General features: G+C 64.9%; 20 protein-coding genes. 9 read left to right on the top strand and 11 right to left on the bottom strand.

Translation table 11 applies throughout. The features are described 5' to 3' along the window. Positions 1-8: 8 nt before the first annotated feature. From E8E75_RS06970 to antA, 5 genes are all read right to left on the bottom strand, one after another. Entirely contained in the window at positions 9-920 is a 912-nt protein-coding gene (locus E8E75_RS06970) for a branched-chain amino acid ABC transporter permease (RefSeq protein ID WP_153918273.1), read from the bottom strand. A gap of 61 nt (positions 921-981) precedes the next feature. Beyond that, a complete protein-coding gene (locus tag E8E75_RS06965; RefSeq protein ID WP_120655120.1) occupies positions 982-2,145 on the bottom strand; it encodes an ABC transporter substrate-binding protein in 1,164 nt (387 codons plus the stop codon). A 186-nt stretch (positions 2,146-2,331) separates the two neighbouring features. Further along, positions 2,332-3,357 (bottom strand): anthranilate 1,2-dioxygenase electron transfer component AntC, encoded by a 1,026-nt coding sequence (gene antC, locus E8E75_RS06960; protein ID WP_153918275.1) that lies wholly within the window; start codon positions 3,355-3,357, stop codon positions 2,332-2,334. Between the two features lie 19 nt (positions 3,358-3,376). Beyond that, positions 3,377-3,868 carry an anthranilate 1,2-dioxygenase small subunit gene (gene antB / locus E8E75_RS06955; RefSeq protein ID WP_120655122.1) on the bottom strand — a complete coding sequence of 164 codons (492 nt, stop codon included), beginning with the start codon at positions 3,866-3,868 and terminating at the stop codon, positions 3,377-3,379. Then, positions 3,865-5,259: an anthranilate 1,2-dioxygenase large subunit gene (gene antA / locus E8E75_RS06950; protein ID WP_153918277.1), complete on the bottom strand. Its 1,395-nt coding sequence runs from the start codon at positions 5,257-5,259 to the stop codon at positions 3,865-3,867. The genes antB and antA overlap by 4 nt, the downstream gene beginning before the upstream one ends. A 741-nt stretch (positions 5,260-6,000) precedes the next feature. On the opposite strand from antA, the gene E8E75_RS06945 reads away from it, so the two are divergent. Then, positions 6,001-7,014: an AraC family transcriptional regulator gene (locus E8E75_RS06945; protein ID WP_120655124.1), complete on the top strand. Its 1,014-nt coding sequence runs from the start codon at positions 6,001-6,003 to the stop codon at positions 7,012-7,014. Positions 7,015-7,121: 107 nt separating this feature from the next. Further along, positions 7,122-7,859: a thioredoxin family protein gene (locus E8E75_RS06940; protein WP_153918279.1), complete on the top strand. Its 738-nt coding sequence runs from the start codon at positions 7,122-7,124 to the stop codon at positions 7,857-7,859. A gap of 123 nt (positions 7,860-7,982) precedes the next feature. Here the strand turns inward: E8E75_RS06940 and E8E75_RS06935 are convergent, their stop codons facing one another. Both E8E75_RS06935 and E8E75_RS06930 read right to left on the bottom strand, forming a co-directional pair. Beyond that, a complete protein-coding gene (locus tag E8E75_RS06935) occupies positions 7,983-11,057 on the bottom strand; it encodes an efflux RND transporter permease subunit (protein ID WP_153918281.1) in 3,075 nt (1,024 codons plus the stop codon). A gap of 1 nt (position 11,058) precedes the next feature. Next, a complete protein-coding gene (locus E8E75_RS06930; protein WP_120655127.1) occupies positions 11,059-12,156 on the bottom strand; it encodes an efflux RND transporter periplasmic adaptor subunit in 1,098 nt (365 codons plus the stop codon). A gap of 143 nt (positions 12,157-12,299) precedes the next feature. On the opposite strand from E8E75_RS06930, the gene E8E75_RS06925 reads away from it, so the two are divergent. Both E8E75_RS06925 and E8E75_RS06920 read left to right on the top strand, forming a co-directional pair. Then, the gene (locus E8E75_RS06925) at positions 12,300-12,440 is read left to right on the top strand and encodes a hypothetical protein (protein WP_162945881.1); all 141 of its coding nucleotides are present in this window, start codon (positions 12,300-12,302) and stop codon (positions 12,438-12,440) included. Then, positions 12,437-13,636: an MFS transporter gene (locus E8E75_RS06920; protein WP_153918283.1), complete on the top strand. Its 1,200-nt coding sequence runs from the start codon at positions 12,437-12,439 to the stop codon at positions 13,634-13,636. Before E8E75_RS06925 ends, E8E75_RS06920 begins: the two co-directional genes overlap by 4 nt. A gap of 238 nt (positions 13,637-13,874) precedes the next feature. Here E8E75_RS06920 and E8E75_RS06915 read toward each other — a convergent pair whose 3' ends face one another. The 3 genes from E8E75_RS06915 to E8E75_RS06905 form a co-directional block, all read right to left on the bottom strand. Further along, complete coding sequence (locus tag E8E75_RS06915; RefSeq protein ID WP_153918285.1) at positions 13,875-14,363, bottom strand: heme-binding protein; 489 nt, start codon at positions 14,361-14,363, stop codon at positions 13,875-13,877. A gap of 96 nt (positions 14,364-14,459) precedes the next feature. Next, entirely contained in the window at positions 14,460-15,086 is a 627-nt protein-coding gene (locus E8E75_RS06910; protein ID WP_120655130.1) for a response regulator, read from the bottom strand. Then, positions 15,083-16,519: an ATP-binding protein gene (locus E8E75_RS06905; protein ID WP_153918293.1), complete on the bottom strand. Its 1,437-nt coding sequence runs from the start codon at positions 16,517-16,519 to the stop codon at positions 15,083-15,085. The genes E8E75_RS06910 and E8E75_RS06905 overlap by 4 nt, the downstream gene beginning before the upstream one ends. Before the next feature lie 250 nt (positions 16,520-16,769). Here E8E75_RS06905 and yghU point away from each other — a divergent pair, with 250 nt between their 5' ends. Then, positions 16,770-17,615 (top strand): glutathione-dependent disulfide-bond oxidoreductase, encoded by an 846-nt coding sequence (gene yghU / locus E8E75_RS06900; protein ID WP_153918286.1) that lies wholly within the window; start codon positions 16,770-16,772, stop codon positions 17,613-17,615. 54 nt (positions 17,616-17,669) lie between these two features. Here yghU and E8E75_RS06895 read toward each other — a convergent pair whose 3' ends face one another. Next, positions 17,670-18,284: a DUF4157 domain-containing protein gene (locus tag E8E75_RS06895; RefSeq protein WP_153918288.1), complete on the bottom strand. Its 615-nt coding sequence runs from the start codon at positions 18,282-18,284 to the stop codon at positions 17,670-17,672. A gap of 206 nt (positions 18,285-18,490) precedes the next feature. On the opposite strand from E8E75_RS06895, the gene E8E75_RS06890 reads away from it, so the two are divergent. The 4 genes from E8E75_RS06890 (at position 18,491) to E8E75_RS06875 (ending at position 23,149) form a co-directional block, all read left to right on the top strand. Then, positions 18,491-19,441 (top strand): GlxA family transcriptional regulator, encoded by a 951-nt coding sequence (locus E8E75_RS06890; RefSeq protein ID WP_120655133.1) that lies wholly within the window; start codon positions 18,491-18,493, stop codon positions 19,439-19,441. Between the two features lie 235 nt (positions 19,442-19,676). Then, the gene (locus E8E75_RS06885) at positions 19,677-20,117 is read left to right on the top strand and encodes an AraC family transcriptional regulator (RefSeq protein ID WP_120655134.1); all 441 of its coding nucleotides are present in this window, start codon (positions 19,677-19,679) and stop codon (positions 20,115-20,117) included. Beyond that, positions 20,114-21,025: a LysR substrate-binding domain-containing protein gene (locus E8E75_RS06880; protein WP_153918291.1), complete on the top strand. Its 912-nt coding sequence runs from the start codon at positions 20,114-20,116 to the stop codon at positions 21,023-21,025. Before E8E75_RS06885 ends, E8E75_RS06880 begins: the two co-directional genes overlap by 4 nt. Before the next feature lie 285 nt (positions 21,026-21,310). Further along, positions 21,311-23,149 (top strand): amidohydrolase, encoded by a 1,839-nt coding sequence (locus E8E75_RS06875; RefSeq protein WP_280358365.1) that lies wholly within the window; start codon positions 21,311-21,313, stop codon positions 23,147-23,149. Positions 23,150-23,168: the final 19 nt, after the last annotated feature.

The raw sequence follows: 23,168 nt of genomic DNA, 5'->3' as shown, positions 1-23,168 counted from the left end.
AATTCTCCTCAGGCGCGGGACGGCAGCAGGCCGCGTGGACGCACCAGCAGCACCAGGGCCATGACGATGTAGGCGCTGGCGGAAATCAACCCGGCGCTCAGCGCGCCGCTGACCTCGGCCGGCAGCAGCTGGTCCAGCAGTTGCGGGATGTAGGCGCGGCCCAGGCTGTCGACCATGCCGATCAGCAGGGCGCCCACCAGGGCACCGCGCACCGAGCCAACGCCGCCGACGACGATGACCACGAAAGTAGTGATCAGCACCTTCTCGCCCATGCCGATCTCTACCGAGAGCAGCGGCGCGGCCATGAATCCGGCGAGGCCGCAGAGCATGCAGCCGAAGACGAATACCAGGGTGTAAAGACGGCTGATGTTCACCCCCAGCGCACCGACCATCTCGTGGTCGTCGGCGCCGGCGCGGATCAGCATGCCCAGGCGGGTGTGGTTGATCAGCAGCCACATGCCCAATGCCACCAGCAGGCCAGCGCCGATGAACAGCAGGCGGCTGACCGGGTACATCAGGCCGGGGAGCACTTCGACGAAGGCGTTGTACCAGTCCGGCGTCGGCATGGCCGGTGGGCTGCGGCCGAACAGCAGGGTGATCAGTTCGTTGGTGAAAAACACCACGGCCAGTGTCGCTAACACCTGGTCCAGGTGGTCGCGGTTGTAGAGGCGGCGGATGATCCCGGTCTCGATCATCAGTCCGTAGAGCGCTGCACCGGTCAGGGCGGCAAGGCCGCCGAGCCAGAACGAGCCGCTGGCGATGGCGGTATAGGCGGCACAGAAGGCGCCGACCATATAGAAGGCGCCATGGGCCAGGTTGATGACGCCCATGATGCCGAAGATCAGCGTCAGGCCGGAGGCGAGCAGAAACAGCAGCGCGCTGTACTGCAGGCCATTGAGAAGTTGTTCGAGCAACAGCATGGCGAAGTCCTGCGGTGGTGGCCCGCCGGTGTGGCCGGCGGGCTGGCGGATCAGATTGGAATCAGAGCGCGCACTGGGTCGCGTAACTGTCCACCTGGGCCTTGGCGATGGTCTTCACCGGCACTTCGGCGAGCTTGCCGTCGGCGCCGGCCTGGACCTTGAGCAGGTGCCAGTCGATCACCGCATGCTGGTTGCTACCGAAGCGGAAGTCGCCACGTACCGAGTCGAAGCGGGCATCGCGCAGGGCCGCGCGGAAGGCGTCGGCGTCCTTGAGGTCGCCGTTGGTGGCCTTGAGTGCCGAGCCGATCAGGCGCGCGGTGTCGTAGCCCTGGGCGGCATACATGGTCGGCGCGCGGTTGTACTTCTCGGTGAAGGCCCTGATGAAGGCCTGGTTGGCCGGGTTGTCGGACTGCGGGTTCCAGCCGCTGACCACGTTGACGCCCTCGGCCACGTTGCCGGTGGCGGCGAGCATGCGTTCATCCATGGAGAACACCGGCACCACCATCGGAATGCTCTTCGACAGGCCCGAGCTGCCGTACTGCTTGGCGAAGTTGATGCCGGCACCACCGGGGTGGAACTGGAACACGGCGTCCGGGTTCAGCGAGCGGATGCGCGCCAGTTCCACGGAGAAGTCCAGTTGGTTGAGCTTGGTGTAGATCTCGGTGACTTCGCCCTTGAAGGTGCGCTTGAACCCGGCCAGCGCATCGCGACCGGCCTGGTAGTTGGGCGCCAGGATGACCATCTTCGTGTAGCCCAGGTCGTTGGCGGCAACGCCGGCCATCTCATGGGGCACATCGTTCTGGTAGGAGGCAGCGAAGTAGTTCGGCTTGCACTGCGCGCCGGCAAGGTTGGACGGTGCGGCGTTGGTGCTGATGTAGAAACGGTCGCCCTGGGTGGCACCGTTAACCACGGCGGCCAGCACGTTGGAGAACATCACGCCGGTGTAGAGGGAGATGCCATCCAGGCTCATGCGGTCGATGATCTGCTTGCCCTTGGCGGGTTGCAGGCCGTCGTCCTCGACCACCAGTTCCACCGGCACGCCGCCGAGCTTGCCGCCTTCCTGGTCCATGGCCAGGCGGAAGGCGTCGCGGGCGTCCTCGCCGAGGTAACCGGCCGGGGTCGAAAGTGTGGTGATGAAGCCGATGCGCACAGGTTCCTGTGCCAGGGCGGGAAGGGAAGAGGCCAGTGCGGCCCCGAGCATCGCAAGGTTCAGAGTCGTTTTCATGGTTACCGCCTTGGTTACGCAGTGCCGTCGTGACCCGGCCTGCTAGTTGTTGTGTGGGCAGTTGGTGAAGCGGGTGGAGCGTATTTGTTGTTTTGTGTGCCGCCGTAGGCGCGAGCTTGCCAGCAGCGCACCGCGCATTCGCCAGCAAGCTGGCTCCTACAAAGGGGCCTGCGTTTGGGACGAGCCTCAGGTATTGCTCTCGGTGAACTTCTCGAAATACAGGTGGCCGTTGTCGATGCCGTTTTCCGTGAGCCAGGTCTTCACCGACTCGACCATCGGCGGGGGGCCGCAGAGGTACATGTCGAACGGGGATTCGCGCAGGGCCGCTGCATCGAAGTGCTTCGCTACGTAACCGCGCTTACCGTTCCAGTCCTGGCCTTCGTCGCTGATCACCGGGGTGAAACTGAAGTCCGGGATGCGCGCGGCATAGTTCTGGATGCGCTCCAGCTCGCAGAGGTCCGCTACCTGGCGCACGCCATAGAACAGGTGTACCGGCTGTCCGCAGCCGCCGTTCGCGGCGATATCGTCGAGCATGCCGAGGAAGGCGGAGAGGCCGGTGCCGCCGGCCACCATCAGCAGCGGTTTTTCGATGTGGCGCATGTAGAAGGCACCCAGCGGGGCTTCGAAGCGGATCTCGTCACCCACCTTGCAGCGTTCGCGGATGTAGTTGCTCATCACCCCGTCCGGCAGCAGGCGGATGAGGAACTGCAGCTTGTTCTCCGCGTTCGGTCGGTTGGCGAAGGAGTAGGAGCGTTTCGAGTCCGTGCCCGGTACCTGCAGGCGGGCGTACTGTCCCGGCAGGAAGTCCAGGTGCTGGCCGTCGATGCCGGCATCCAGGTGGAGGATGGCGGTGGTCGGCGACACCTGCTCCACAAAGGTGACCACGCCACGCTCTTGCACCGGCCGCGCCGCGCTGCAGAGCGATGAGGCGAAATCGAAGTAGAACGAGGCATCGGACTGCACACGGGTCTGGCAGGTGAGCATCCTGCGCTGCTCCAGGTCCTTGGCCGACAAGGCTTCTTCGTCCACGTAGTCCATTGCGTAGCGGCCAGATTCGCAGCGGCCCATGCAGGTGCCGCAGACACCCTCGCGGCAGTCCAGCGGAATGTTGATGCCGTTACGCAGGGCGGCGTCGAGCAGGATCTCGTTGCCCTGCACGGGGAAGAACAGGGTTTTGCCATCGGCAAAACTGAAGGCGACCTTGTGATTCATGGCGCATGCATCCGGGCAATCAGAGGTGGTAGAAGTCGAGCACCGAGTTGATGGTGTCGTTGAGCAGGACCATGTGCTTGCGGGTGATCTTCCAACTCTCGCCGCTGGGCTTGAGGTGGTAGGTCGCATGGCCAAAGAAGTGCTCGGCCTGGCCCAGGCGGTAGTACAGGGTCTGCCAGCCGGCCGTCACTTCGAGCTGACCGTCTTCGCGCTCGGTGATGCGCACATTGCTGATCTGGTGCAGGGTGCGCGGCATCGGGATGGTCGAGGCGGCCTTGCCGGTGCGGATGCGGAACACGCGGTCTTCCAGGCCCGAGCGGTTGCTGTAGTAGATCAGCGACATGCCGCGTTTCGGGTCGGTGGTGTACTGGTGCTCGGACTCCCACTGCGGCAGGTGGTACTCGCACTGCTCGTCGAACAGGTCCAGGTAGGCGTCCCAGTCCTGGGCGTCGCACAGGGCGGACTTGCGATAGAGGAATTGTTCGATCTGGTATTGCAGCTGCGAGTTCATGCCTGCACCTCCTGCAGTTTCAGGGCTTTCTGGTCCAGACCCTGGAGCAGGAACCGCTGCCAGTTGCTGTGCTGGTTCACGTACAGGCCTTCATGGGTGAATTCGGTGCCGGTCATCACCGGGGCGATGCCCAGGGTCTGGCTGTTCGGCGTGGCGCCGGTGACCCACTTGCCGTAGCCGCGGGAGATGTCGCTCCAGCGCTCCAGGCGCCCCTGGAAGCCGCGTTGCTGTTCGCGGAATTCCACCAGGTCGTCGGGGGTGCCGAGGCCGGAGACGTTGAAGAAGTCCTCGAACTGGCGGATGCGGCTCTCACGGTCGGCGTCGGATTCGCCCTTCACGCCAATGCACTGGCTGATGATCTCGGTCTTGTTCCAGGCCACTGGGCGCACGATGCGCAGCTGGGAGCTGATCTGGTCCATGAAGAACAGGCTGGGGTAGATGTTCAGGTTGCGCAGGCGGTGCATCATCCACTCCGCCTTGGCCTGGCCGTGCTCCTGCACCAGGCGCGGCATTACGGTGGCGTAGCCGGGACGCACGGTTGGGTTGGGCATGTCGCTGAACAGCACGCTGTGTCCGTTGTTGAAGGAGAACCAGCCATCGTCGGTCTCGGCATCGCCGGCGCCGAGCTTGCTGTAGTCCAGCGTGCTGCTGGCGCCACCCTTGGCGGCGTTGACCTGCTGGCGATGTTGCACGGTGGCCACGTAGTTGTAGTGCACGGTGCTGACGTGATAGCCGTCCAGGCCGTTCTCGTTCTGCAGCTTCCAGTTGCCGTCGAAGGTGTAGGTGGACTTGCCCGGCAGCACTTCCAGCTCGCTGGTGGGCGACTGGGCGACCATCATGTCGAAGAACACCTTGGCGTCGCCGAGGAAGTCTTCCAGGCTGTCGGTGCCCGTGACGTCGAGGCTGATGAAGACGAAGCCCTTGTAGCTTTCGATGCGCGCCTTCTTCAGTCCTCGGGTGGCCTTGTCGAAGCCTTCCGGGTATTCGCCAGGTGCCTTCACCTTCACCAGGCGGCCGTCGCTCTTGTAGCACCAGGCGTGGAAGGGGCAGGTGAAGGTGGACTGGTTGCCCTTGCCGACGCGCGTGAGGGTGGCGCCGCGATGCTGGCAGGCGTTGATCAGGGCGTTCAGCGCGCCATTGCCGTCACGGGTGATGATCATCGGCTGGCGGCCGGCGCGCATCGTCATGAAGTCGTGGACGTTGGGGATCTCGCTCTCGTGGCAGGCGTAGATCCAGTTCTTCTCGAAGATCAGCTCCATCTCCAGGTCGAACAGGTCCGGCTCGGTGAACATGTCCCGGGCAATGCGGTACACGCCTTCGGCCGGACGGAAGTCCAGGCAGCCGCTGACGTACTCTCTCCACTGCGCAACGTTTTTATTCGAAGTATTCATGGGTGGCACCTTCCACATCGGGCGAAACAGTGGAGGTCATTAGAAGGAGCCGGGACTTCCCCGGTCTATCCGTTTGGTTGGCAAAGACGCGCCGAAAATTTTGTGTCCCGGTTGCAGGCCAGAGAGCAGACGGGGCGGGGTTTCCAGCGGATTTCGGGCGGCCGGAAAAAGCGGATAGCCTTTGTCCAGGGAGCGGATAGCGACGAGGCTCTGAAGGGGAATTGAATCCACTCTGTCGGCAGGTTGGCGGGGCGCGGTAACGGCCGCCTGGCCTGGATTGGCCCGAGGTAACGCAAAGTCGTGGAAATTGCGGATGGCTAGCCGATTCGTTCGCTGCGCGCTATCCGAAAAGTTGGCAAAGACTATCCGCCGGTGCTGCGCGGGTAACCCTTCGCCTGCGCGCCCTTCCCACGTCAGGTAACACTGGGGTGCTTTACCTGTCTGGCGGTGCTTCATCGAGTGGCGCCGGTGACGGTGGCCAACGCGCGCATCGAAGTGTTGCTGCGCGTGCTTCAGCGCGTGGCAGCAAGGCTCTGGGATGAGGCGTCCAGACGCGCGGTCTGGTTCTTTGAAGTGACCCGTCCGGGGGATCGAGGAACGGTTCTATCCGGAAAGTTGGCCAATGCTATCCTCGTTTTCTGCTCTTCGAAGGATCGTGCTGGCGTGGCATGGAGCTTGCCTGCTTTAACTCGACGCGCCGCTAGAGCGCGCATCTCCAATTGCCGTGTTGGGTGCCGCGTGATGAGTACGAAGAACCATCTTCATTTTCGAGACATATCCGCCGATCGCTACGATCTGGCCGGAGCCCGTTCCTGGATGTCGAACATTTGCGGCCCCCACCACTTGAAGGTGGCGAAGCCTGAACGCATCCAGTTCCACCACAGCGGCAATGTGCTGCCCTCGATGTCCACGACCCTGGGCTATGTGGAGTACGGCACCGACGTCACCATCGGCGTCGGCGAGGACATGAACCTCAATTGCTACAGCCTCAGCCTGCCGCTCTGCGGTGAACAGGAGCTGGCCAAGTCCGGGCGTCTGCTGCGTTCGGATCGCGACTGGGGGGTGATTGTCTCGCCCCACGAGCATCAGGAACTGACCATCGCCGGCGACTGCCACAAGTTGCAGGTAGCCATTCCCCGCGCGGCGATGCTGCAGACCCTGGAAGACCTGCTGCAACGCAGCGTGGATACTCCTCTGTGCTTCCAGGCCGAGATGGACGCCGTGGATGGCGCGGCCGCGTCCTGGTGGCGCATGGCCCGGCACCTGATCGACGAGCTGGAGCGCAGCCGCGATCTCTACGGGCAGCTGTTCTTCACCCGTGACCTGGAAAGCGCGTTGATCAAGGGGCTGATCCTGGCGCAGCCGAACAACTATTCGGAAGAGCTGCGCGAACGCCTGGAGATAAAGCTGCCTCACTACCTGCTGCGTGCCCGTTCCTTCATCCAGGTCCACGCCCGCGAGGATATCTGCCTGGAGGACATCGAGCGGGCTGCCGGCGTTTCGCGCTTCAAGCTGTTCGAGGGCTTCAAGAAGTACTTCGGCCAGTCGCCCATGGCGTTCCTGAAAAAGCACCGGCTCACTGCAGTGCGCCAGGACATCCTCGAGGACCGTTCCCAGCGCAACATCTCGGCGATTGCCCTGGCCTGGGGCTTCAATCACCTCGGACGCTTCTCCAGCGAGTACCGCAAGCTGTTCGGCGAGACGCCCAGCGCCACGGTGCAGCGCCTGGAAGCCCGGCGCGGCCACAGCCTCTGAGGCGGGGCCGTTCGTCGCCAACTCTTCGAGCGATTGTCGAGCGCACTTTCCGTCGGACGACCAATAGGGCAAGTCCCTTATCAACGTCTGGTTCAGGAGTGCGCACCATGAAGATCGACAAGCATCCCGTAGTTTCCCGAGAAGAATGGCTTCAGGCGCGCGAAGAGCTGCTGCGCAAGGAAAAAGCCTTCACCCGAGAGCGCGACAAACTCAGTGCCGAGCGGCGGGCGCTGCCTTGGGTACGAGTCGAGGAGATCTATGCCTTCGAGGGGCCTGATGGCTGGGAAACCCTGGCCGACCTGTTCGATGGGCGCAGCACGCTGGTCATCTACCACTTCATGTTTGGACCCGGCTGGGAGGAGGGTTGCCCGGGCTGCTCCTTCCTCGCCGACCATATCGACGGGCCAAACCAGCACCTGAAGCACCACGACGTGACCCTGCTGTGCGTTTCACGTGCGCCTTTGCAGGAGTTCCAGGCCTTCCGCAAACGCATGGGCTGGAAGTTCAAGTGGGTGTCGTCCCATGGCGGCAGTTTCAACCGGGACTTCGGCGTGGCCGCCAGGCCCGAGGACATCGCTGCTGGCATTGCACGATACAACTACGGCACCAGCAAGGACCCGGGTGAGGACATGCCGGGGCTCAGCGTGTTCTATCGCAACGAGGTGGGGGAAATCTTCCACACCTATTCCACCTATGCCCGTGGCCTCGACCTGCTGGTGGGCGCCTACAACTTCCTCGACCTGCTGCCCAAGGGCCGCGACGAGGAGGAGATCATGGACTGGATGACCTACCACGACCGCTACGAGGACGAGCCCGTCAAGGTGCATAGCTGCTGTGCGGAGTAGCCTCTCGCAATTGTGGGGGTGAACTCATTTGCCAAGCAGACCGGAGGTCTGCCCTGGGGAGTGTCAGGGGGCAACTGCGTTGCCCTTGGCGAATGAATTCGCCCCTACAGGAGGTTTACCGCCTCATGCCAGGGCCGCAGCGGTGGTTGTCGGTTTTTCCTTCCGCAATACCAGTGCGCACAGCGCCGGCAGGAACAGCAGGGTGAGCACTGTGCCCACCAGTACGCCACCGATCAGCACATAGGCCAGGGATGACCAGAACACCGAGAAGGTCAGCGGGATGAAGGCCAGCGCGGCAGCCAGGGCGGTGAGCAGCACTGGGCGGGCGCGGCGGACGGTGGCTTCGATGATGGCCTCGCGCAGCGGTCGGCCGTGGGCCTGCTCCTGTTCTATCTGGTCGGTGAAGATCAGCGTGTTGCGCATCAGGATTCCGCCGATGCCGATCAGCGCCAGGATGGCATTGAAGCCGAACGGCTGGTTGAACAGCAGCAGTGCCGGCATGGCGCCGATCAAGCCCAAGGGCGCGGTGGCGAAGACCATGAACATCCGGCCGAAGGACCGCACCTGGAACATGATCACCACCAGGGTCAGCAAGATCATTACCGGGAACAGCACGGCCAGCGCCTTGTTGGCCTTGGCGCTTTCTTCCACCGGGCCGCCGATGGTCACCTTGTAGCCTGCCGGCAGCTTGGCGATCAGTGGTTGCAGGTCGGCGAACACGGCCTTTTCCACATCCGGCGGCTGGGTGCCCTTGATGATGTCGGCGCGCACTTCGAAGGTGAGCTCGCGGTCGCGGCGCTTGAGGATGGGGTCTTCCATCACCGGCTGGAAGCGGCCCACCTGTTCCAGCGGCACCGAGACGCCGGCAGCGTTGGTAATGGTCAGGCCCTCGATACCGCCGAGGTTTTCCCGCTGGGTGTTTTGCGCACGGACCGTTACGGCCACGGTGCGGGTGCCTTCGCGGACTTCGGTCACCGGGTTGCCGGTAAGCAGGGCGTTGAGCTGGCTCTTCACATCAACGGGTGTGAAGCCGAGCAGGCGCAGGCGGTCCTGGTCCAGTACCAGGCGATAGGAGCTGCTGCGCTCGCCCCAGTCGACGAAGGTGTCGCGGGTCTTGGGATTGGCGGCCACCACGGCGCGAACCTCTTCGCTGATCTGCCGCAGTTGGTCGAGGTTCGGACCGGAAACGCGGAACACGACCGGGAACGGCACTGGCGGGCCGAACACCAGCTGGGTGACACGTACCCGTGCGGAGGGGAATTCGCCAGCGGCGATGCGCGTCTGCATGCGTTCCCTGAGGGCGTCGCGGGCCTTGGAATCGGCGGTCTGCACGATGATCTTGGCAAACGCCGGGTCCGGCAGCTCGGGGTTAAGGGACAGGAAGAAACGTGGCGCACCACCACCCACGTAGGCGTCGACCAGTTTGGTCTGTGGCTCCTCCAGCAGGGCTTTCTCCACCTGGGCGACTACGGCTTCGGTCGCCTTGAAGGCACTGCCCGGTGGCATGTAGACCTCCACCAGTAGCTCGGAGCGGTCGGAATTGGGGAAGAATTGCTTCTTCACGATGCCCATTCCGAGGCCGCTGGCGACGAAGGCCAGCACCACCAGCACGGTGACCAGCTTGCGGTGGTTCACGCACCAGGTGATCAGGGCGCGCAGGCGCTGGTAGAGACGGGTGGCATAGAGCGCTTCATGGCCACCGGGTATGGGTTTGATCTTCGGCAGCAGCTTCACCCCCAGGTAGGGCGTGAAGAACACTGCCACCAGCCAGGAAGCGAGCAGGGCGAAGCCGACGATCCAGAAGATGTTTCCGGCGTACTCGCCCGCGCCGGACTTGGCGAAGCCCACCGGCAGGAAGCCGATGACGGTTACCAGGGTTCCGGTGAGCATGGGGGCGGCGGTGGAGGTCCATGCGAAGGTGGCGGCCTGCACGCGGTCGAGGCCTTCCTCCAGCTTCACCACCATCATCTCGATGGCGATGATGGCGTCGTCCACCAGCAGGCCCAGGGAGAGGATCAGCGCGCCGAGGGTGATCCGGTCGAACTCGCGCCCGGTCATCAGCATGATCACGAAGACGATGGACAGGGTCAGCGGTACGGCAGCAGCCACCACGAGACCGACGCGGAAGCCCAGGGCCAGCAGGCTGATCAGCATCACTACGCCCAGGGCGACGAAGAACTTGAGCATGAACTCGTTCACCGCGATGCGGATTTTCTCGGCCTGGTCGGAAACCTTGTCGAACGTGACGCCCAGCGGCAGCCCGGCGTGGATGCGGTCTTCCTCGGCCTGCAGGGACTTGTCCAGTTCAAGGCCGTTGAAGTGCGGGTCCATGATCACACCGAGCATCAGTGCCGGTTCGCCCTGGTGACGAATGCGATAGCTCGGCGGGTCCTCGTAGCCGCGCTTGACCGTGGCGACATCGGCGATGCGCAGCAGCTTGCCGTTGGCGTTGATCGGTACGTTCTCGATCAGTTTCAGGCTGTCGAAGGCGCCATCCAGGCGGATGTAGGCGCGCGGCCCGCTGGTTTCGACGAAACCTGCCGGGGCCACGCCGTTCTGCTTGCCCAGGGCTTCAAAGATCTGTTCGGGTTTCAGGCCGAGGGTGGCCAGACGTTGGTAGGAAAACTCGACGAAGATGCGCTGGGCCTGTTCACCGAGGATGTTGACCTTCTTGACGCCAGGCAGGTTGAGCAGACCCTGGCGCAGGTCCTCGGCCATCTGCACCAGCTGACGGTGGGGCAGTTGTTCGGCCTCCAGTGCATAGAGGGCGAAGTAGACGTCCGAGTACTCGTCGTTGAAGAAGGGGCCGACCACGCCTTGTGGAAGGCGCTTGGCTTCATCGGAGAGCTTCTTGCGGGTCTGGTAGAACAGCTGTTGGATGTCCCCCGGCCGGGTGGAGTCCTGGTACTGCAGCTTCATCGAGACGAAGCCGGGCTGGGCGATGGTTTCTACCCTGTCGTAGAAGTCCAGCTCCTGCAGGCGCTTTTCCAGGCGGTCTGCCACCTGCTCCTGCATTTCCCGCGCAGTGGCGCCCGGCCAGGCGGCGGTAATGGTCATGGTCTTGACCGTGAAGGAGGGATCTTCGGCGCGGCCCAGCTTGCTGAAAGCGATGGCGCCGGCGACCAGCGTGGCGATGATCAGGAACAGCGTCACCGCCCGGTTGCGTACCGCGAATGCGGAAAGATTGAAGCGGCTCATCTCAGTTCTCCAGGGCCAGCGACGGCGCCGGCAGTTCGCGCACGCTGTCACCGGCGTTCAGCAGGTGGGCGCCGAGGGCGACGATGCGTTCACCCGGCTGCACGCCACCTTCCAGCACCGCTTCTTCCTGCTCCAGGCGCACCACGCGAACCGAACGCAGCTCGACCTTGCCGTCCGCCTTGATGACCCAGACGCCGGTGCCCTGGCCTTTGTCGTGCAGGGCGCCAAGCGGCACGCGTACCAGTTGCTGTTGGGCGGCGCCTTCCAGTTGCAGGGTGATGGTGGAACCGATGGCCAGGGCCGTGGAGTCGCCACCCAGGGTGTAGCGGGCGCGGAAGGTGCGAGTGGTGGTATCCGCCGCCGCGGAGAGTTCGCGCAGGGTGGCTGGCACCGCATCGCCTGACGCTCCATATGGGTAGGCGCGGGCAGCGTGGTTGGCGAAGGAACGCTGGGTTTCCGGGATGTCGATCACCGCTTCGCGCGCACCGTCATGGGCGAGGCTGGCGACGATCTGGCCTTCGGCGACGACCTGTCCGCGGTCCACCCGTACATCGGTGATCACGCCGTCGCCATCGGCCTGCAAGGTCGAATAAGTGCGACGGTTCTCCACCTGGGCCGCTTCGGAAGTGGCGGCGGCCTGTTCGGCCTGGGCGACCCGCAGGCGCGTGGCGGCCTGGTCGTACAGTTGGCGGGAGACCGCGCCGGTGCCGGCCAGGCGGCGATAGCGGGCTTCGTCGTCGCGGGCCTGGCGCAGTTCGGCTTCAGCCGCGGTGACGCGGTTGCGTGCGGTGCGCAGGGCCAGTTCGAAATCGGTGTTGTCCAGCACCAGCAGTACATCGCCACGCTTCACGCGGGTGCCCGGGTCCACCTTGCGGGCAATCACCTTGCCGCCGACGCGAAAGCCCAGGTCGCTGGCCGTGCGGGCGGCTACCACGCCGGTGTAGAGGGCATTCTGCTGGGCCGCCGCTTGTACGTCCGCCGCCAATACCGCCCGTGGCTGGGGCGCGCTGACCGTGGTGTCGGCCTGGCTGTTGCAACCGGAGAGCGCCAGCAGGGCGGCGGGGATCAGGGCGAGTAGGGCAAGGTGCGGGCGATTCATGGAGCGATCCTCGGAGTGGGCGGCATCGGGGCGGAGCACCGCAGGTCGAAAATATGATAGGCATAATCTAATTTCGTGTATATATGTCACTCGTCATCTAATTCGTCAGCCCAAGGGCGAAGCGACCAACGGAGGTGCATGCGATGTGCAATGAACAACAAGTGGCAGATAACGGCCTGGCCTGCGTTGCGCCGCCCGCCGTCAGCAACGACGACTGGCATGCCCTGGAGTGGCAACTGATGGCCCTGGCGCTGGAAGCCGAAGTAGTGGGAGAACTGTCATGAATCCGTCGCGCCTGCTGCTGGCCATCCTCATGGTGCTGACCGCCATGGGGGAAATCTCCACTCAACTGATCATTCCCGCCCTCGGTGCCCTCGAACAGGGGCTGGGTGCGGCTCATGGCACCAGTCTCGCGGCGCTGTCCGCTTTCGTCGCAGCGTTCGGGCTCGGGCAATTGCTGCTCGGACCGCTGTCCGACCGGGTTGGCCGCCGACCGGTGCTGATCGGCGGTCTCAGCCTTTATCTGGCCGCAACTGCGTGGATGTTCCTGGCCGATAGCATGTCCGACTTCATTCTCGGCCGTGTGGTCCAGGGCCTTGGTGCCTGCGCGGCACTGGTGCTGGCGCGTGCCATCGTGCGTGATGTCTGGAAGACCCAGGCGGCCCCGGCCCTGGCCCTGACCGTGATCGGCATGCTCAGCGCCATCGCCCTGGCGCCCATGGTGGGCGGCCTGCTCACCCAGTGGGGCGGCTGGCATGCGCCCATCCTTGCTTCCCTGGCCATCGGCAGCCTGGCGCTGCTGGCGGTGCTGGCCTTCTACCGGGAATCCAACCCCAGTCTCGATCCCAAGGCCGGTCATCCGGCGACCCTGGCGCGCGATTACTTCGACCTGCTCAAGCAGCGTTCCAGCCGCGCCTTGGCCTTTACCCTGGCAGGTACCTATGGGGCGATGTTCGCGGTGGTGGCCGGTTCATCGGCTGTCTATATCGGCCTGCTGGGACTGAGCGCGGCGGAGTACGGTCTGGCCTTCGGCGCCACCATTTCCGGACTGATCGCCGGCGCGTTGTTCACCCAACGCAAGATCATGCAACTGGGTCCGCAACGTATCGTTGGTATTGGTGTGAGCCTGGTGGCCACGGGTGCACTGACCACCCTGCTGGTGCACGCCACGCTTGGCCTGTCGGTACTCGGCCTCTCATTGCCGCAGGTGTTGGTGACCCTGGGCGGCGGCATGCTGATTCCGGCTTCGGTGGCCGGTGTGGTCATGCCCAACGCCCACCGCGCTGGCCTTGCCGCCGGCCTGATGGGCTTCGCCCAGATGCTCGGCGCGACCTTGAGCGGCGTTCTGCTGGGGGCGCTGCAAGATGGCAGCTCCTGGCCGATGGTCGGCGTGCAAGCCGTATTCGCCGTGGCGGCCATCAGCGGGTTCACGCTGATGACCCGCAAGGCACGCAGCGCGGCGGTTTCTGCGGCGGGGTGAGGGAAAGGAGAAGCACGCACGGGGCCGCCTGCCCCAGGCCCGAGACGCAGGGCAGGGACTGACCATCGCCCAAGCTATGCCCGCCAGCCTCGTCGCAGGTCGGTAGAGAGGACTGAGAGATCGTGCGATGGATGAGAGCATCCATCGCCGTTGGCCCGAATCATGAGGACCCATTCCCCGCCGCTAAGGAGCCGCCTGGTGACCTTCGAGTAGGCCGCCAGGTAACTGGGCGAATCGCTTACTTGAACAGCGCCGCGTTGGCCGCCAGGACTTCGTCGGCGCACTGGGCGTCCAGGTGGCCACCCGGGGCGCCGGCTACGCCGATGGCGCCGATGACGGCATCGCCGGCCTTGACCGGAACGCCACCACCCAGCAGCAGGAAGCCGGGAATGTCGGCCAGGTTGGCGGCGGCCGGGTTCTTCTGGGCGTTCTCCATGATGTTCAGGGTCGGGTTCTTGGCGGAGGCGGCAGTGAAGGCCTTGGCGCGGCTGGCTTCTACGGTGTGTGGGCCGGCGTTGTCGGCGCGGGCGAAGGCTTTCAGTAGGCCGGCGCGGTCCACTACCGAAGCGCTGACGTTGTAGCCCTTGGCCTGGCAGGCGGCGACGGTTGCGACTGCCAGCTTCTGGGCGTCTTCGCTGGAGATGTTGCTTTCCTTCAGCACGGCGGCCTGGGCGGTGCCCGCGAGGGTCAGGGAGCAGAGCAGGGCAGCGAGGGAAGTACGGGGCATGGCTGTGTCCTTTCGTGGTGGACTTGAGGTGCAGCCAGTGTGTCTGGAGGGGGGGCGGCGCGGTATTCGCCCGACTACGGGACGGCCTCCGTAGTGCTACGGAGGTGGCGAGTCGAGCAGGCTGGCGTATTGGCGGATGAGCTGCGCCAGCGAGTCGGTTTCGAGCTTGGCGAAGACGTTGGCCCGATAGGTTTCCACGGTGCGCGGCGACAACTCGAACTCGCGTGCGATCTCTTTGTTGCTCATGCCCTGGACGATGCGTTCCAGCACATCGCGCTCGCGCCCCGAGAGGCGCCCCAGCCGCTCGACGGCGGCCTGGGTCACCGCCTGACGCTCGCGGCTGGCGATGTGGGTGCGCACGGCGGTCTGAACTGCGTCGAGGAAGACATCGTCGTCCGCCGGCTTCTGCAGGAACTCCATGGCGCCGCCCTTGAAGGCCCGGCGGCAGAGGTCGACGTTGGCGTGGCCGGTGAGCATCACCACCGGCAGGTCGGAGACTTCCGCCAGGCGGGCCAGCACGTCCAGCCCGCCGATGCCCGGCATGCGAATGTCCAGCACCACGCAACCGATGGCCTGCGGCGCCAGCGAGTCGAGAAAAACCTGGGGATCGCTGAATCCCTCACTGCGTAGTCCAACGCTGCGCAGCAACAGCGCCAGGGCGTCGCGCACGGCGTCGTCATCGTCCACCAGGTAAACGAGCGGAGAGTGTGCGGGGAGGCTCATGCATCGGCTCCGGCGAGGGGCAGGCGCAGGGTGAAGCAGGCGCCTCGGGGTTCGAGGTTGCGAACGCTGATGCGGCCGTCCATTGCGCCGGCCAGGGTTTCGCAGAGTGTCAGGCCCAGCCCCATACCGTGCGGTCGCGTGGTGTAGAAGGGCTCGAACAGGCGCGGCAGCGCATCGGCGGGAATGCCCGGACCGTCGTCGCTGACGCTGAATACATAGCCGCTGTCCTCGACACCGCCAGAAAGGCCGATGTTGCGGGTACTCGTCGCGTCGGCGGCGTTCTGCACCAGGTTGTGCAGGATCTGCTCGAGGGCCACCCGGTCGCCCAGCGGCCGCTCGCCCGGAGAGGCGTTGCGCCAGGTCAGGCGGATGCCACGGCGCGCCAGTTCCTGTTCGCGCAGGAACAGCAGCGAAGCCGCCAGCGCATCGGGATCGACCGCCGTGCGGGGCGAGGGTGAGCTGGGCTGCACCAGCTCGCGCATGCGCTGGATGATGTCGGCCGCGCGGCGTGCCTGGCCGGCGCTGGCGAGCAGGGCCTGGCGCACTGCCGGGCGTTCCTCTTCGTCATCCAGCAGGCGTTCGGCGGCACGCACCTGGGCGAGGATGGCGGTCAGCGGCTGGTTCAGCTCGTGGGCGATGCCAGCCGCCATCTCGCCCAGGGTGCTCAGCCGTGTCATTGCGGCCAGACGGGCTTCTTCCTGCTGCCGCCTGGCGTCGGCGCGCGTACGCTGCCAGACGCTCGTACCGGCGGCCAGCAGGCAACTGGCGACCGCCCAGACCAGCCATTCCATCCAGGGCCAATCGCTGGGCGTCAGCCGTTTCCAACTGTGCAGGGGAAAGGGTTGGCTGACCGCGCCCAAGGGTTTGTGCAGGTCGATCAACCAGCCCAGCGAGCTGGCGCTGGATTGGCGTGCCAGCAGGGTCAGCGGCCCGGCGCCCACATCCAGCGTCAGCGTGGCCAGCGAGGGGGGGAAATCGGCGGTCGGTATGAGTTGCCGCGCATCCAGCAACAGGCTCCAGCTCGACGGTGCCACCAGCCAGTAGCGTGCCTCGTCCAGCGGCTGCGTGACGGGACGCTTTAGTTGGCGTGCCTGCTCGATCGTCGCAGCGAAGTTCGGCGGGGCGGCGAGGCTGCCCGTCCAGGTTCCGTCGCGCAGGAAACCCAGGCCCAGCAGTTGTGGCATGGAGGGTTGCAGGCTGGGGAGCAGGCGTTCGGGATCAGGCGGATGCGACAACGCGGCCAGGGTGGCCAGCACAGCCTCGTGCTGCACCGTCTTCTGGCTGAGCATGCGCTGGGCGATGCTGGTGTCCTGGAGAAAGCGCTCACGTCGGTCGGCATGGTCCTGCCAGCCGATCCAGGCGGCGACGGGGCAGAACAGCACCAGCCAGAGCAGGAATGTGCGGGTATTGGTCAGGGGTTTCACGGTGTGCATCATGCCTGGCCTGTGCCGATGGCGGCCATCCGTAGGGCTACGGAGGAGCGGTGCGATTCGCCGCGCGGGGCAGGGGCTGGAGCCAAGTGGGGCGAGTCCATCGGTGGCATCTGTCGGGCCTGGTTGCGGATGTCGAGTGGGCGTGGCTGCGTTGCAGCCCTCTGGTCACTCCCGCAAGGCTCCTGCCGCCCTACAATGCTTCGGGTTCCATTCAAGACCACTGTCTTTTGTCCTGCATGAGGGGGTTCAAATGTCCGATGCACGCTATGTTCCGCCGGAAGTATGGCGGCACCTCGAACCGTCCGGGGGCGAGTTCGCCAACATCAACCGCCCGGTCGCGGGGCCGACCCATGAGCGCGAGTTGCCGGTGGGCAAGCATCCGTTACAGCTCTATTCGCTGGCGACGCCCAACGGGGTGAAGGTGACCATTCTGCTGGAAGAGCTGCTGGCCCTGGGGCATGCCAGCGCCGAGTACGACGCCTGGCTCATCCGCATTACAGAGGGCGATCAGTTCTCCAGTGGATTCGTCGAGATAAACCCGAACTCGAAGATTCCCGTGCTGGTGGATTACAGCCAGGAAAAGCCCATCCGCATCTTCGAGTCGGGCTCGATCCTGCTGTATCTCGCGGAGAAGTTCGGCCGCTTCCTGCCGTCCGATCTGGCAACGCGCACCGAAACGTTGAACTGGCTGTTCTGGCAAATGGGGTCGGCGCCCTACCTGGGGGGAGGTTTCGGGCACTTCTACGCCTACGCGCCGGAGAAGTTCGAGTACGCGATCAACCGATTCACCATGGAGACGAAGCGCCAACTGGATGTTCTGGATCGCCGTCTCGCCGATCACCGCTATCTCGCCGGCGACACCTACACCATCGCCGACATGGCCGTCTGGCCCTGGTACGGCCAACTGGTGCGGGGGCATCTGTACTCCGCGGCGGAATTCCTCTCCGCCCATGAGTACGTCCATGTGCTGCGCTGGGCCGAGGAGATCGCCCAGCGGCCTGCGGTGAAGCGTGGTCGGCGAGTCAACCGCACCTGGGGTGATCCGGCGGAACAGTGCCCGGAGCGGCATCAGGCATCCGATCTGGACGGAGACTGATGCCCGCTTGGCGTTGGGGATAGCCAGTCTGGAAGATTTGTGCAGCTGGCGGGTTCAGAGCTTCTTGCCGCTACTGGCCACCGCTGGCCTCAACGCCCGCGCTACTTCACCCTGGATTTTGTAGGCCGGGGCTTCCACCGAGTTGTAGTCCCGTGTGTAGCGCTTGGCGAAGTCCGCCACGCCCCATTCCAGGTACTGCTTTACGTGGTGCAGTTCATGAGCCCAGAGGGCGACGTTGTTCTGCGCGTCGTCCTCGTTGCGGAAGACGATCACGTCCACCAGGGTCACCGCTTCCACGTCCGGGTTCTGCATCAGGGTGTTGGCGGCGTTCATCTCGGCATCGACGCCCACCTTGTAGCGGGCCGTGTCCAGCACCTGCAGGTCGTAGTAAGGCTCCAGCTGCGCACGGATGTGCAGTGGAATGGGGTACAGAAGGGTCGCTGGCATGTTGTTGCGCGACTCCACGATCCACTGTTGCAGGCTGGTGGCGGCCATCTGGTTGACCCCTTCCAGCAGCGGGGCAATGTCCCCCTGGCTTCCCGGTGCGCAGAAACAGGTCACCACGCACACCTGCGATTGCCCGGCGGGACAGGCAAGGGCGGCGGTGGAAACGAAGGGCAGGGCAAGAATGGTCTGACGCAGGAATGTGCGAAGGGATACAGCGAACAAGGAGCCTCCCGGAGGCGCTGACGGAGCGCGCCATTATGGACAGCGGTGGCGGGGATTGGTTGCGCAATCCCCATCCGGCTGTCGGCCGATGTTCAAACGGTCTTCGTTTCCTGGGGCAGGCACGTGGCGGATGTGGAATTGTCGATTGCGTCCTGGAATGTCATGTCGCATGCTCTTCGCAGTCCTGCACAGGTATCCCTAAGTCCATGAAAAATATAGCAATGGTATTGTTTCAGGACTTCCTGCTCCTGGACATCGCCGGTCCGCTTGAAGTCTTCTCCATCGCCAACCGCTATCTGCCTGCCGACAAGCATTACCGGATCATCACCATTGGCACCGAGACCAGCGCTATTCGGGCCTCCAACGGCACCTTGATGCAGGCGGAGCTTAGCCTGGAGGAAGCCGTCGATGCCTACGACCTGCTGCTGGTCCCCGGCGGGCCAGGCGCCTACCTCAAACCCTTCCCTGAGCTGGTGGACTGGCTGCCGCGGGCCTGTGAAAAGGCCGGGCGCTTCGGTTCCATCTGCACGGGCGCGTTCATTCTCGGTTTTGCGGGGTTGCTGGATGGACATCGGGTGACAACGCACTGGCATTACACCGATCGTCTGGCCAAGGCCTTCCCCAGGGCACAGGTTCAGACCGACCACATTTTCCTGGAGGATGGTCGCCTGGTGTCCTCTGGGGGCGTCACTGCCGGTATCGACCTGGCGCTGTCGATGGTCGCCAAGGACCACGGCCGCAAGGTCGCCCTGGATGTGGCCAAGGTGCTGCTGGTGGTCATGACGCGTCAGGGCGGGCAGGCGCAGTTCAGCCCGCTGGTGGCGACGATCAGCACCCACGAGACACCGATCAGCCGGGTGCAGAGCCATGTGCTGGAGCGCCTGGACGAATCCTTCAGCGTCGCGCGAATGGCCGAGATCGCGGCCATGAGTCCGCGTCACTTCGCCCGTACCTTCGTCCGTGAGGTGCAGATGACGCCCATGGATTTCCTGCAGAACGCCCGTATCGATCACGCCAGGAACCTGCTGGAAACCAGCGACCTGCCACTGAAGACCATTGCCTTTCGCAGTGGCTTCGGCAGCGTGCGCGTGATGCGTCAGCGCTTCACCGAGCGGCTCGGGCTGACCCCCCTGCAATACCGCCAGCAGTTCAGCTGAGCCGCAGTGTCCGCATCGGGCACTGCGATGTCCGTATTCGGCACCGCCGCAGAGTTGTCGTACATCTTCCAACTGACAAGATAAAGGCCATTCGTCGGGAGCCTGGCACATGGCTGTCGGTGTGCTGACGCACGCCTGCAAAGAACCACTGGCCTCATTGCCAATCAGCAGCTTGCTGGTGATGGCCCTCACTCACCCTGCCAGACCCACCGTCTCACCACGATGGACTGAAGCAATGCCACGATCCGAGTTCCACGCCACGGGCGCCCCCGGTGCAATCTCCGGGGACGATGTGGCGTTCTCCACCGCAGGTGGGCTGAGCGCCAGCCGCGAACGCCTGGTCAAGCAGCTGATTCTCGCCAACCTCGCCAGCAGCCTTGAAGTCACCGCCCTGGCCGATGCCTGTTCTCTGTCCCGAAGCCATTTTTCCAGGGCATTCAAATGCAGCACCGGACTGTCGCCCCGGGAATGGATTCAGCGCCAACGTATCGCCCGCGCCAAGGAGCTGATTCGCCGCTCCGAGCTGAGCCTGATCCAGATCGGCCTGGAATGCGGCTTCTGCGATCAGGCGCATTTCTGCCGCAGTTTCTCGCGCAGCGTCGGGGTCACGCCCCTGACCTGGCGCCTCGGAGCGCGGCTCGACCCCAACGACTCCGCCACCAGGAATACCCCATGAACCGAAGCCAACTGCGTCGCGTCGACCTCAACCTCCTGGTCGTTTTCGAGGCCCTGATGTTCGAGAAGAATGTGACGCGGGTAGCCGAGAAGCTTTTCCTCGGCCAGTCGGCGGTGAGTGCGTCGCTTGCACGTTTGCGCGACCTGTTCGACGACCCGCTGCTGATCCGCCAGGGCCGTGGCATGGAAGCCACGCCGAGGGCACAGGCCATCCTCGAGGAGTTGCGTCCGGCGCTGGACGCCATTTCCGGCGCGGTGAGCCGTGCCAAGGATTTCGACCCTGCCAGCAGTCGCGAGATATTCCGCATCGGCCTTTCCGACGATGCCGAATTCGGCCTGTTCCCGGAGCTGCTGCGGCGTCTGCGCGAGGAGGCTCCCGGCATAAAGGTGGTGGTGCGGCGGGTGAACTACCTGCTGCTGCCGTCGCTGCTGGCATCCGGAGAGATTTCCGTGGGCGTCAGCTACACCCAGGAACTGCCGGCCAATGCCAAGCGCCGAAAACTGCGCGACATCCCCTGCAAGGTGCTGCGTGGTGACGACCGGCCGGAGCCGCTGACCCTGGACGACTACTGCGAGCGGCCGCACGCCATGGTGTCCTTCTCCGGGGACCTGTGCGGCAACATCGACCTCGACCTGCAACGGGTGGAACGCAGCCGTAACGTCGTGCTGGCGGTGCCGCAGTTCAGCGGCCTGCGTTCGTTGCTGCCGCGCACCGAGCTGATCGCCACTGTGCCCGACTATGCCGCCTGTGCATTGGTCGCGGGCACCAGCCTGCGCGCCGAGGATCCACCGTTTTCCATTGCTCCGGCCGAGCTCTCCATGGTCTGGAGCGGGGCGCATGACAACGACCCGGCGGAGCGCTGGTTGCGCACGCACATCGTCGAACACATGTCGCGTCCGCTGCACTAGCGGGTTGGGAGCGCAGCCTTCTAGGACGGGCGTTCCAGCTGAAGAACAGCACATTCGTGCAATCGTTGCATGAGAGGACACGGCATCCTCGGGGTCCGATTTTCGCCGCCAGCCCCGGCGAGCGCGACGACCGAGGAACCGTTCATGAGCCAAGACCCATCCAGCAATAGCCGCCGCCAGTTCCTCGCCGCCAGCTCCGTGCTGGGTGCCGCTGGCGCACTCTGGTCCGCACTACCCTTCACCGGCGCCGCAGGCGTCGCCCATGCCGCTACTTCAGGGGGTTCCATGTCCGCCGACCTGATCCTGTTCAATGGCCGCCTGCACACGGTCGACCGCGAAAAGCCCACCGCCAGCGCCGTGGCCATCAAGGACGGGCGCTTTCTCGCCGTCGGCAGCGATGCCGAGGCCATGGCCCATCGCGGCGACGCCACCCAGGTCATCGACCTCAAGCAGCGCACGGTGATCCCCGGCCTCAACGACTCGCACCTGCACCTGATCCGCGGCGGCCTCAACTACAACCTGGAACTGCGCTGGGAAGGCGTGCCCTCGGTGGCCGACGCGCTGCGCATGCTCAAGGACCAGGCCGACCGAACCCCCTCTCCGCAGTGGGTACGCGTGGTCGGTGGCTGGAACGAGTTCCAGTTCGCCGAAAAACGCATGCCGACCCTGGAGGAAATCAACCGCGCAGCGCCGGACACCCCGGTGTTCCTCCTCCACCTCTACGACCGCGCGCTGCTCAACCGCGCCGCGCTGAAGGCGGTCGGCTACACCAAGGACACGCCCAACCCGCCGGGTGGCGAAATCCAGCGCGACGGCAGCGGCAACCCCACCGGCATGCTGATCGCCCGGCCCAACGCCACCATCCTCTACGCCACCCTGGCCAAGGGGCCGAAGTTGCCGCTGGAGTACCAGGTCAACTCCACCCGCCAGTTCATGCGCGAGCTCAACCGCCTCGGCCTGACCAGCGCCATCGACGCCGGCGGCGGCTACCAGAACTACCCGGACGACTACCAGGTGATCGAGGAACTGGCCAGGCAGGGCCAGCTCAGCGTGCGCATCGCCTACAACCTGTTCACCCAGAAACCCAAGGAAGAGCTCACCGACTTCCAGAACTGGAGCAAGGTGGTCAAGCCCGGCCAGGGCAATGACTTCCTGCGCCACAACGGCGCCGGCGAGATGCTGGTGTTCTCCGCGGCCGACTTCGAGGACTTCCTCGAACCGCGCCCGGACCTGCCGCAGACCATGGAGCAGGAGCTGGAGCCGGTGGTGCGCCACCTGGTGGAGCAGCGCTGGCCGTTCCGCCTGCACGCCACCTACGACGAATCCATCTCGCGCATGCTGGATGTGTTTGAGAAGGTCAACCGCGACATTCCGTTCAACGGCCTGCCGTGGTTCTTCGACCACGCCGAAACCATCTCGCCGAAGAACATCGAGCGAGTGCGTGCCTTGGGCGGCGGCATCGCCATCCAGGACCGCATGGCCTTCCAGGGCGAGTACTTCGTCGACCGCTACGGCGCCAAGGCGGCCGAGCAGACTCCGCCGATCCAGCGCATGTTGGCCGAAGGCGTGCCGGTGGGCGCCGGCACCGACGCCACCCGCGTCTCCAGCTACAACCCCTGGACCTCGCTGTACTGGCTGGTCAGCGGCCGCACCGTCGGCGGCCTGGAGCTTTATCCCCAGGGCCTGTCGCGCGACACCGCGCTGCAACTCTTCACCCACGGCAGCGCCTGGTTCTCCAGCGAGCAGGGCAAGAAGGGGCAGATCAAGGTGGGCCAACTGGCCGACCTCGCCGCCTTGTCGGCGGACTTCTTCAGCGTCGAGGACGAGGCCATCAAGTGGATCGAGTCGGTGCTGACCGTGGTCGACGGCAAGGTGGTCTACGCCGCCGGCGAGTTCGACAAGCTCGGTCCGCCGCAGCTGCCGGTGCTGCCGGAGTGGTCGCCGGTGGCCAAGGTCCCCGGCCACTGGAAGCCCGCCGCGCCGCTCGCCGCCCAGGTGCACCAGTGCGTCGGCGCCTGCACGGTGCACGCCCACAGCCACGAGCGGGCACGGCAGTCGAGCGTGCCGGTGAGCGACTTCCAGGGCTTCTGGGGGGCACTGGGCTGCTCCTGCTTTGCCTTCTGATGGTTCCTTGAGGGGGCGA

The organism is Pseudomonas sp. BN606 (assembly GCF_029873115.1).
GTDB lineage: Bacteria > Pseudomonadota > Gammaproteobacteria > Pseudomonadales > Pseudomonadaceae > Metapseudomonas.
The sequence above is the reverse complement of the archived record's forward strand: the minus strand, read 5'-3'. Positions and strand labels throughout refer to the sequence as shown.

What these genes read in the sequence shown, in the direction of transcription:
- E8E75_RS06880 (WP_153918291.1), top strand. Translation starts at nt 20,114, where the DNA reads ATGAACCGAAGCCAACTGCGTCGCGTCGACCTCAACCTCCTGGTCGTT.
- E8E75_RS06890 (WP_120655133.1), top strand. Translation starts at nt 18,491, where the DNA reads ATGAAAAATATAGCAATGGTATTGTTTCAGGACTTCCTGCTCCTGGAC.
- antB (WP_120655122.1), bottom strand. Translation starts at nt 3,868, where the DNA reads ATGAACTCGCAGCTGCAATACCAGATCGAACAATTCCTCTATCGCAAG.
- antA (WP_153918277.1), bottom strand. Translation starts at nt 5,259, where the DNA reads ATGAATACTTCGAATAAAAACGTTGCGCAGTGGAGAGAGTACGTCAGC.
- E8E75_RS06915 (WP_153918285.1), bottom strand. Translation starts at nt 14,363, where the DNA reads ATGCCCCGTACTTCCCTCGCTGCCCTGCTCTGCTCCCTGACCCTCGCG.
- antC (WP_153918275.1), bottom strand. Translation starts at nt 3,357, where the DNA reads ATGAATCACAAGGTCGCCTTCAGTTTTGCCGATGGCAAAACCCTGTTC.
- E8E75_RS06885 (WP_120655134.1), top strand. Translation starts at nt 19,677, where the DNA reads ATGCCACGATCCGAGTTCCACGCCACGGGCGCCCCCGGTGCAATCTCC.
- E8E75_RS06935 (WP_153918281.1), bottom strand. Translation starts at nt 11,057, where the DNA reads ATGAGCCGCTTCAATCTTTCCGCATTCGCGGTACGCAACCGGGCGGTG.
- E8E75_RS06910 (WP_120655130.1), bottom strand. Translation starts at nt 15,086, where the DNA reads ATGAGCCTCCCCGCACACTCTCCGCTCGTTTACCTGGTGGACGATGAC.
- E8E75_RS06965 (WP_120655120.1), bottom strand. Translation starts at nt 2,145, where the DNA reads ATGAAAACGACTCTGAACCTTGCGATGCTCGGGGCCGCACTGGCCTCT.
- E8E75_RS06930 (WP_120655127.1), bottom strand. Translation starts at nt 12,156, where the DNA reads ATGAATCGCCCGCACCTTGCCCTACTCGCCCTGATCCCCGCCGCCCTG.
- E8E75_RS06905 (WP_153918293.1), bottom strand. Translation starts at nt 16,519, where the DNA reads ATGCACACCGTGAAACCCCTGACCAATACCCGCACATTCCTGCTCTGG.
- E8E75_RS06940 (WP_153918279.1), top strand. Translation starts at nt 7,122, where the DNA reads ATGAAGATCGACAAGCATCCCGTAGTTTCCCGAGAAGAATGGCTTCAG.
- yghU (WP_153918286.1), top strand. Translation starts at nt 16,770, where the DNA reads ATGTCCGATGCACGCTATGTTCCGCCGGAAGTATGGCGGCACCTCGAA.
- E8E75_RS06920 (WP_153918283.1), top strand. Translation starts at nt 12,437, where the DNA reads ATGAATCCGTCGCGCCTGCTGCTGGCCATCCTCATGGTGCTGACCGCC.
- E8E75_RS06970 (WP_153918273.1), bottom strand. Translation starts at nt 920, where the DNA reads ATGCTGTTGCTCGAACAACTTCTCAATGGCCTGCAGTACAGCGCGCTG.
- E8E75_RS06945 (WP_120655124.1), top strand. Translation starts at nt 6,001, where the DNA reads ATGAGTACGAAGAACCATCTTCATTTTCGAGACATATCCGCCGATCGC.
- E8E75_RS06875 (WP_280358365.1), top strand. Translation starts at nt 21,311, where the DNA reads ATGTCCGCCGACCTGATCCTGTTCAATGGCCGCCTGCACACGGTCGAC.
- E8E75_RS06925 (WP_162945881.1), top strand. Translation starts at nt 12,300, where the DNA reads ATGTGCAATGAACAACAAGTGGCAGATAACGGCCTGGCCTGCGTTGCG.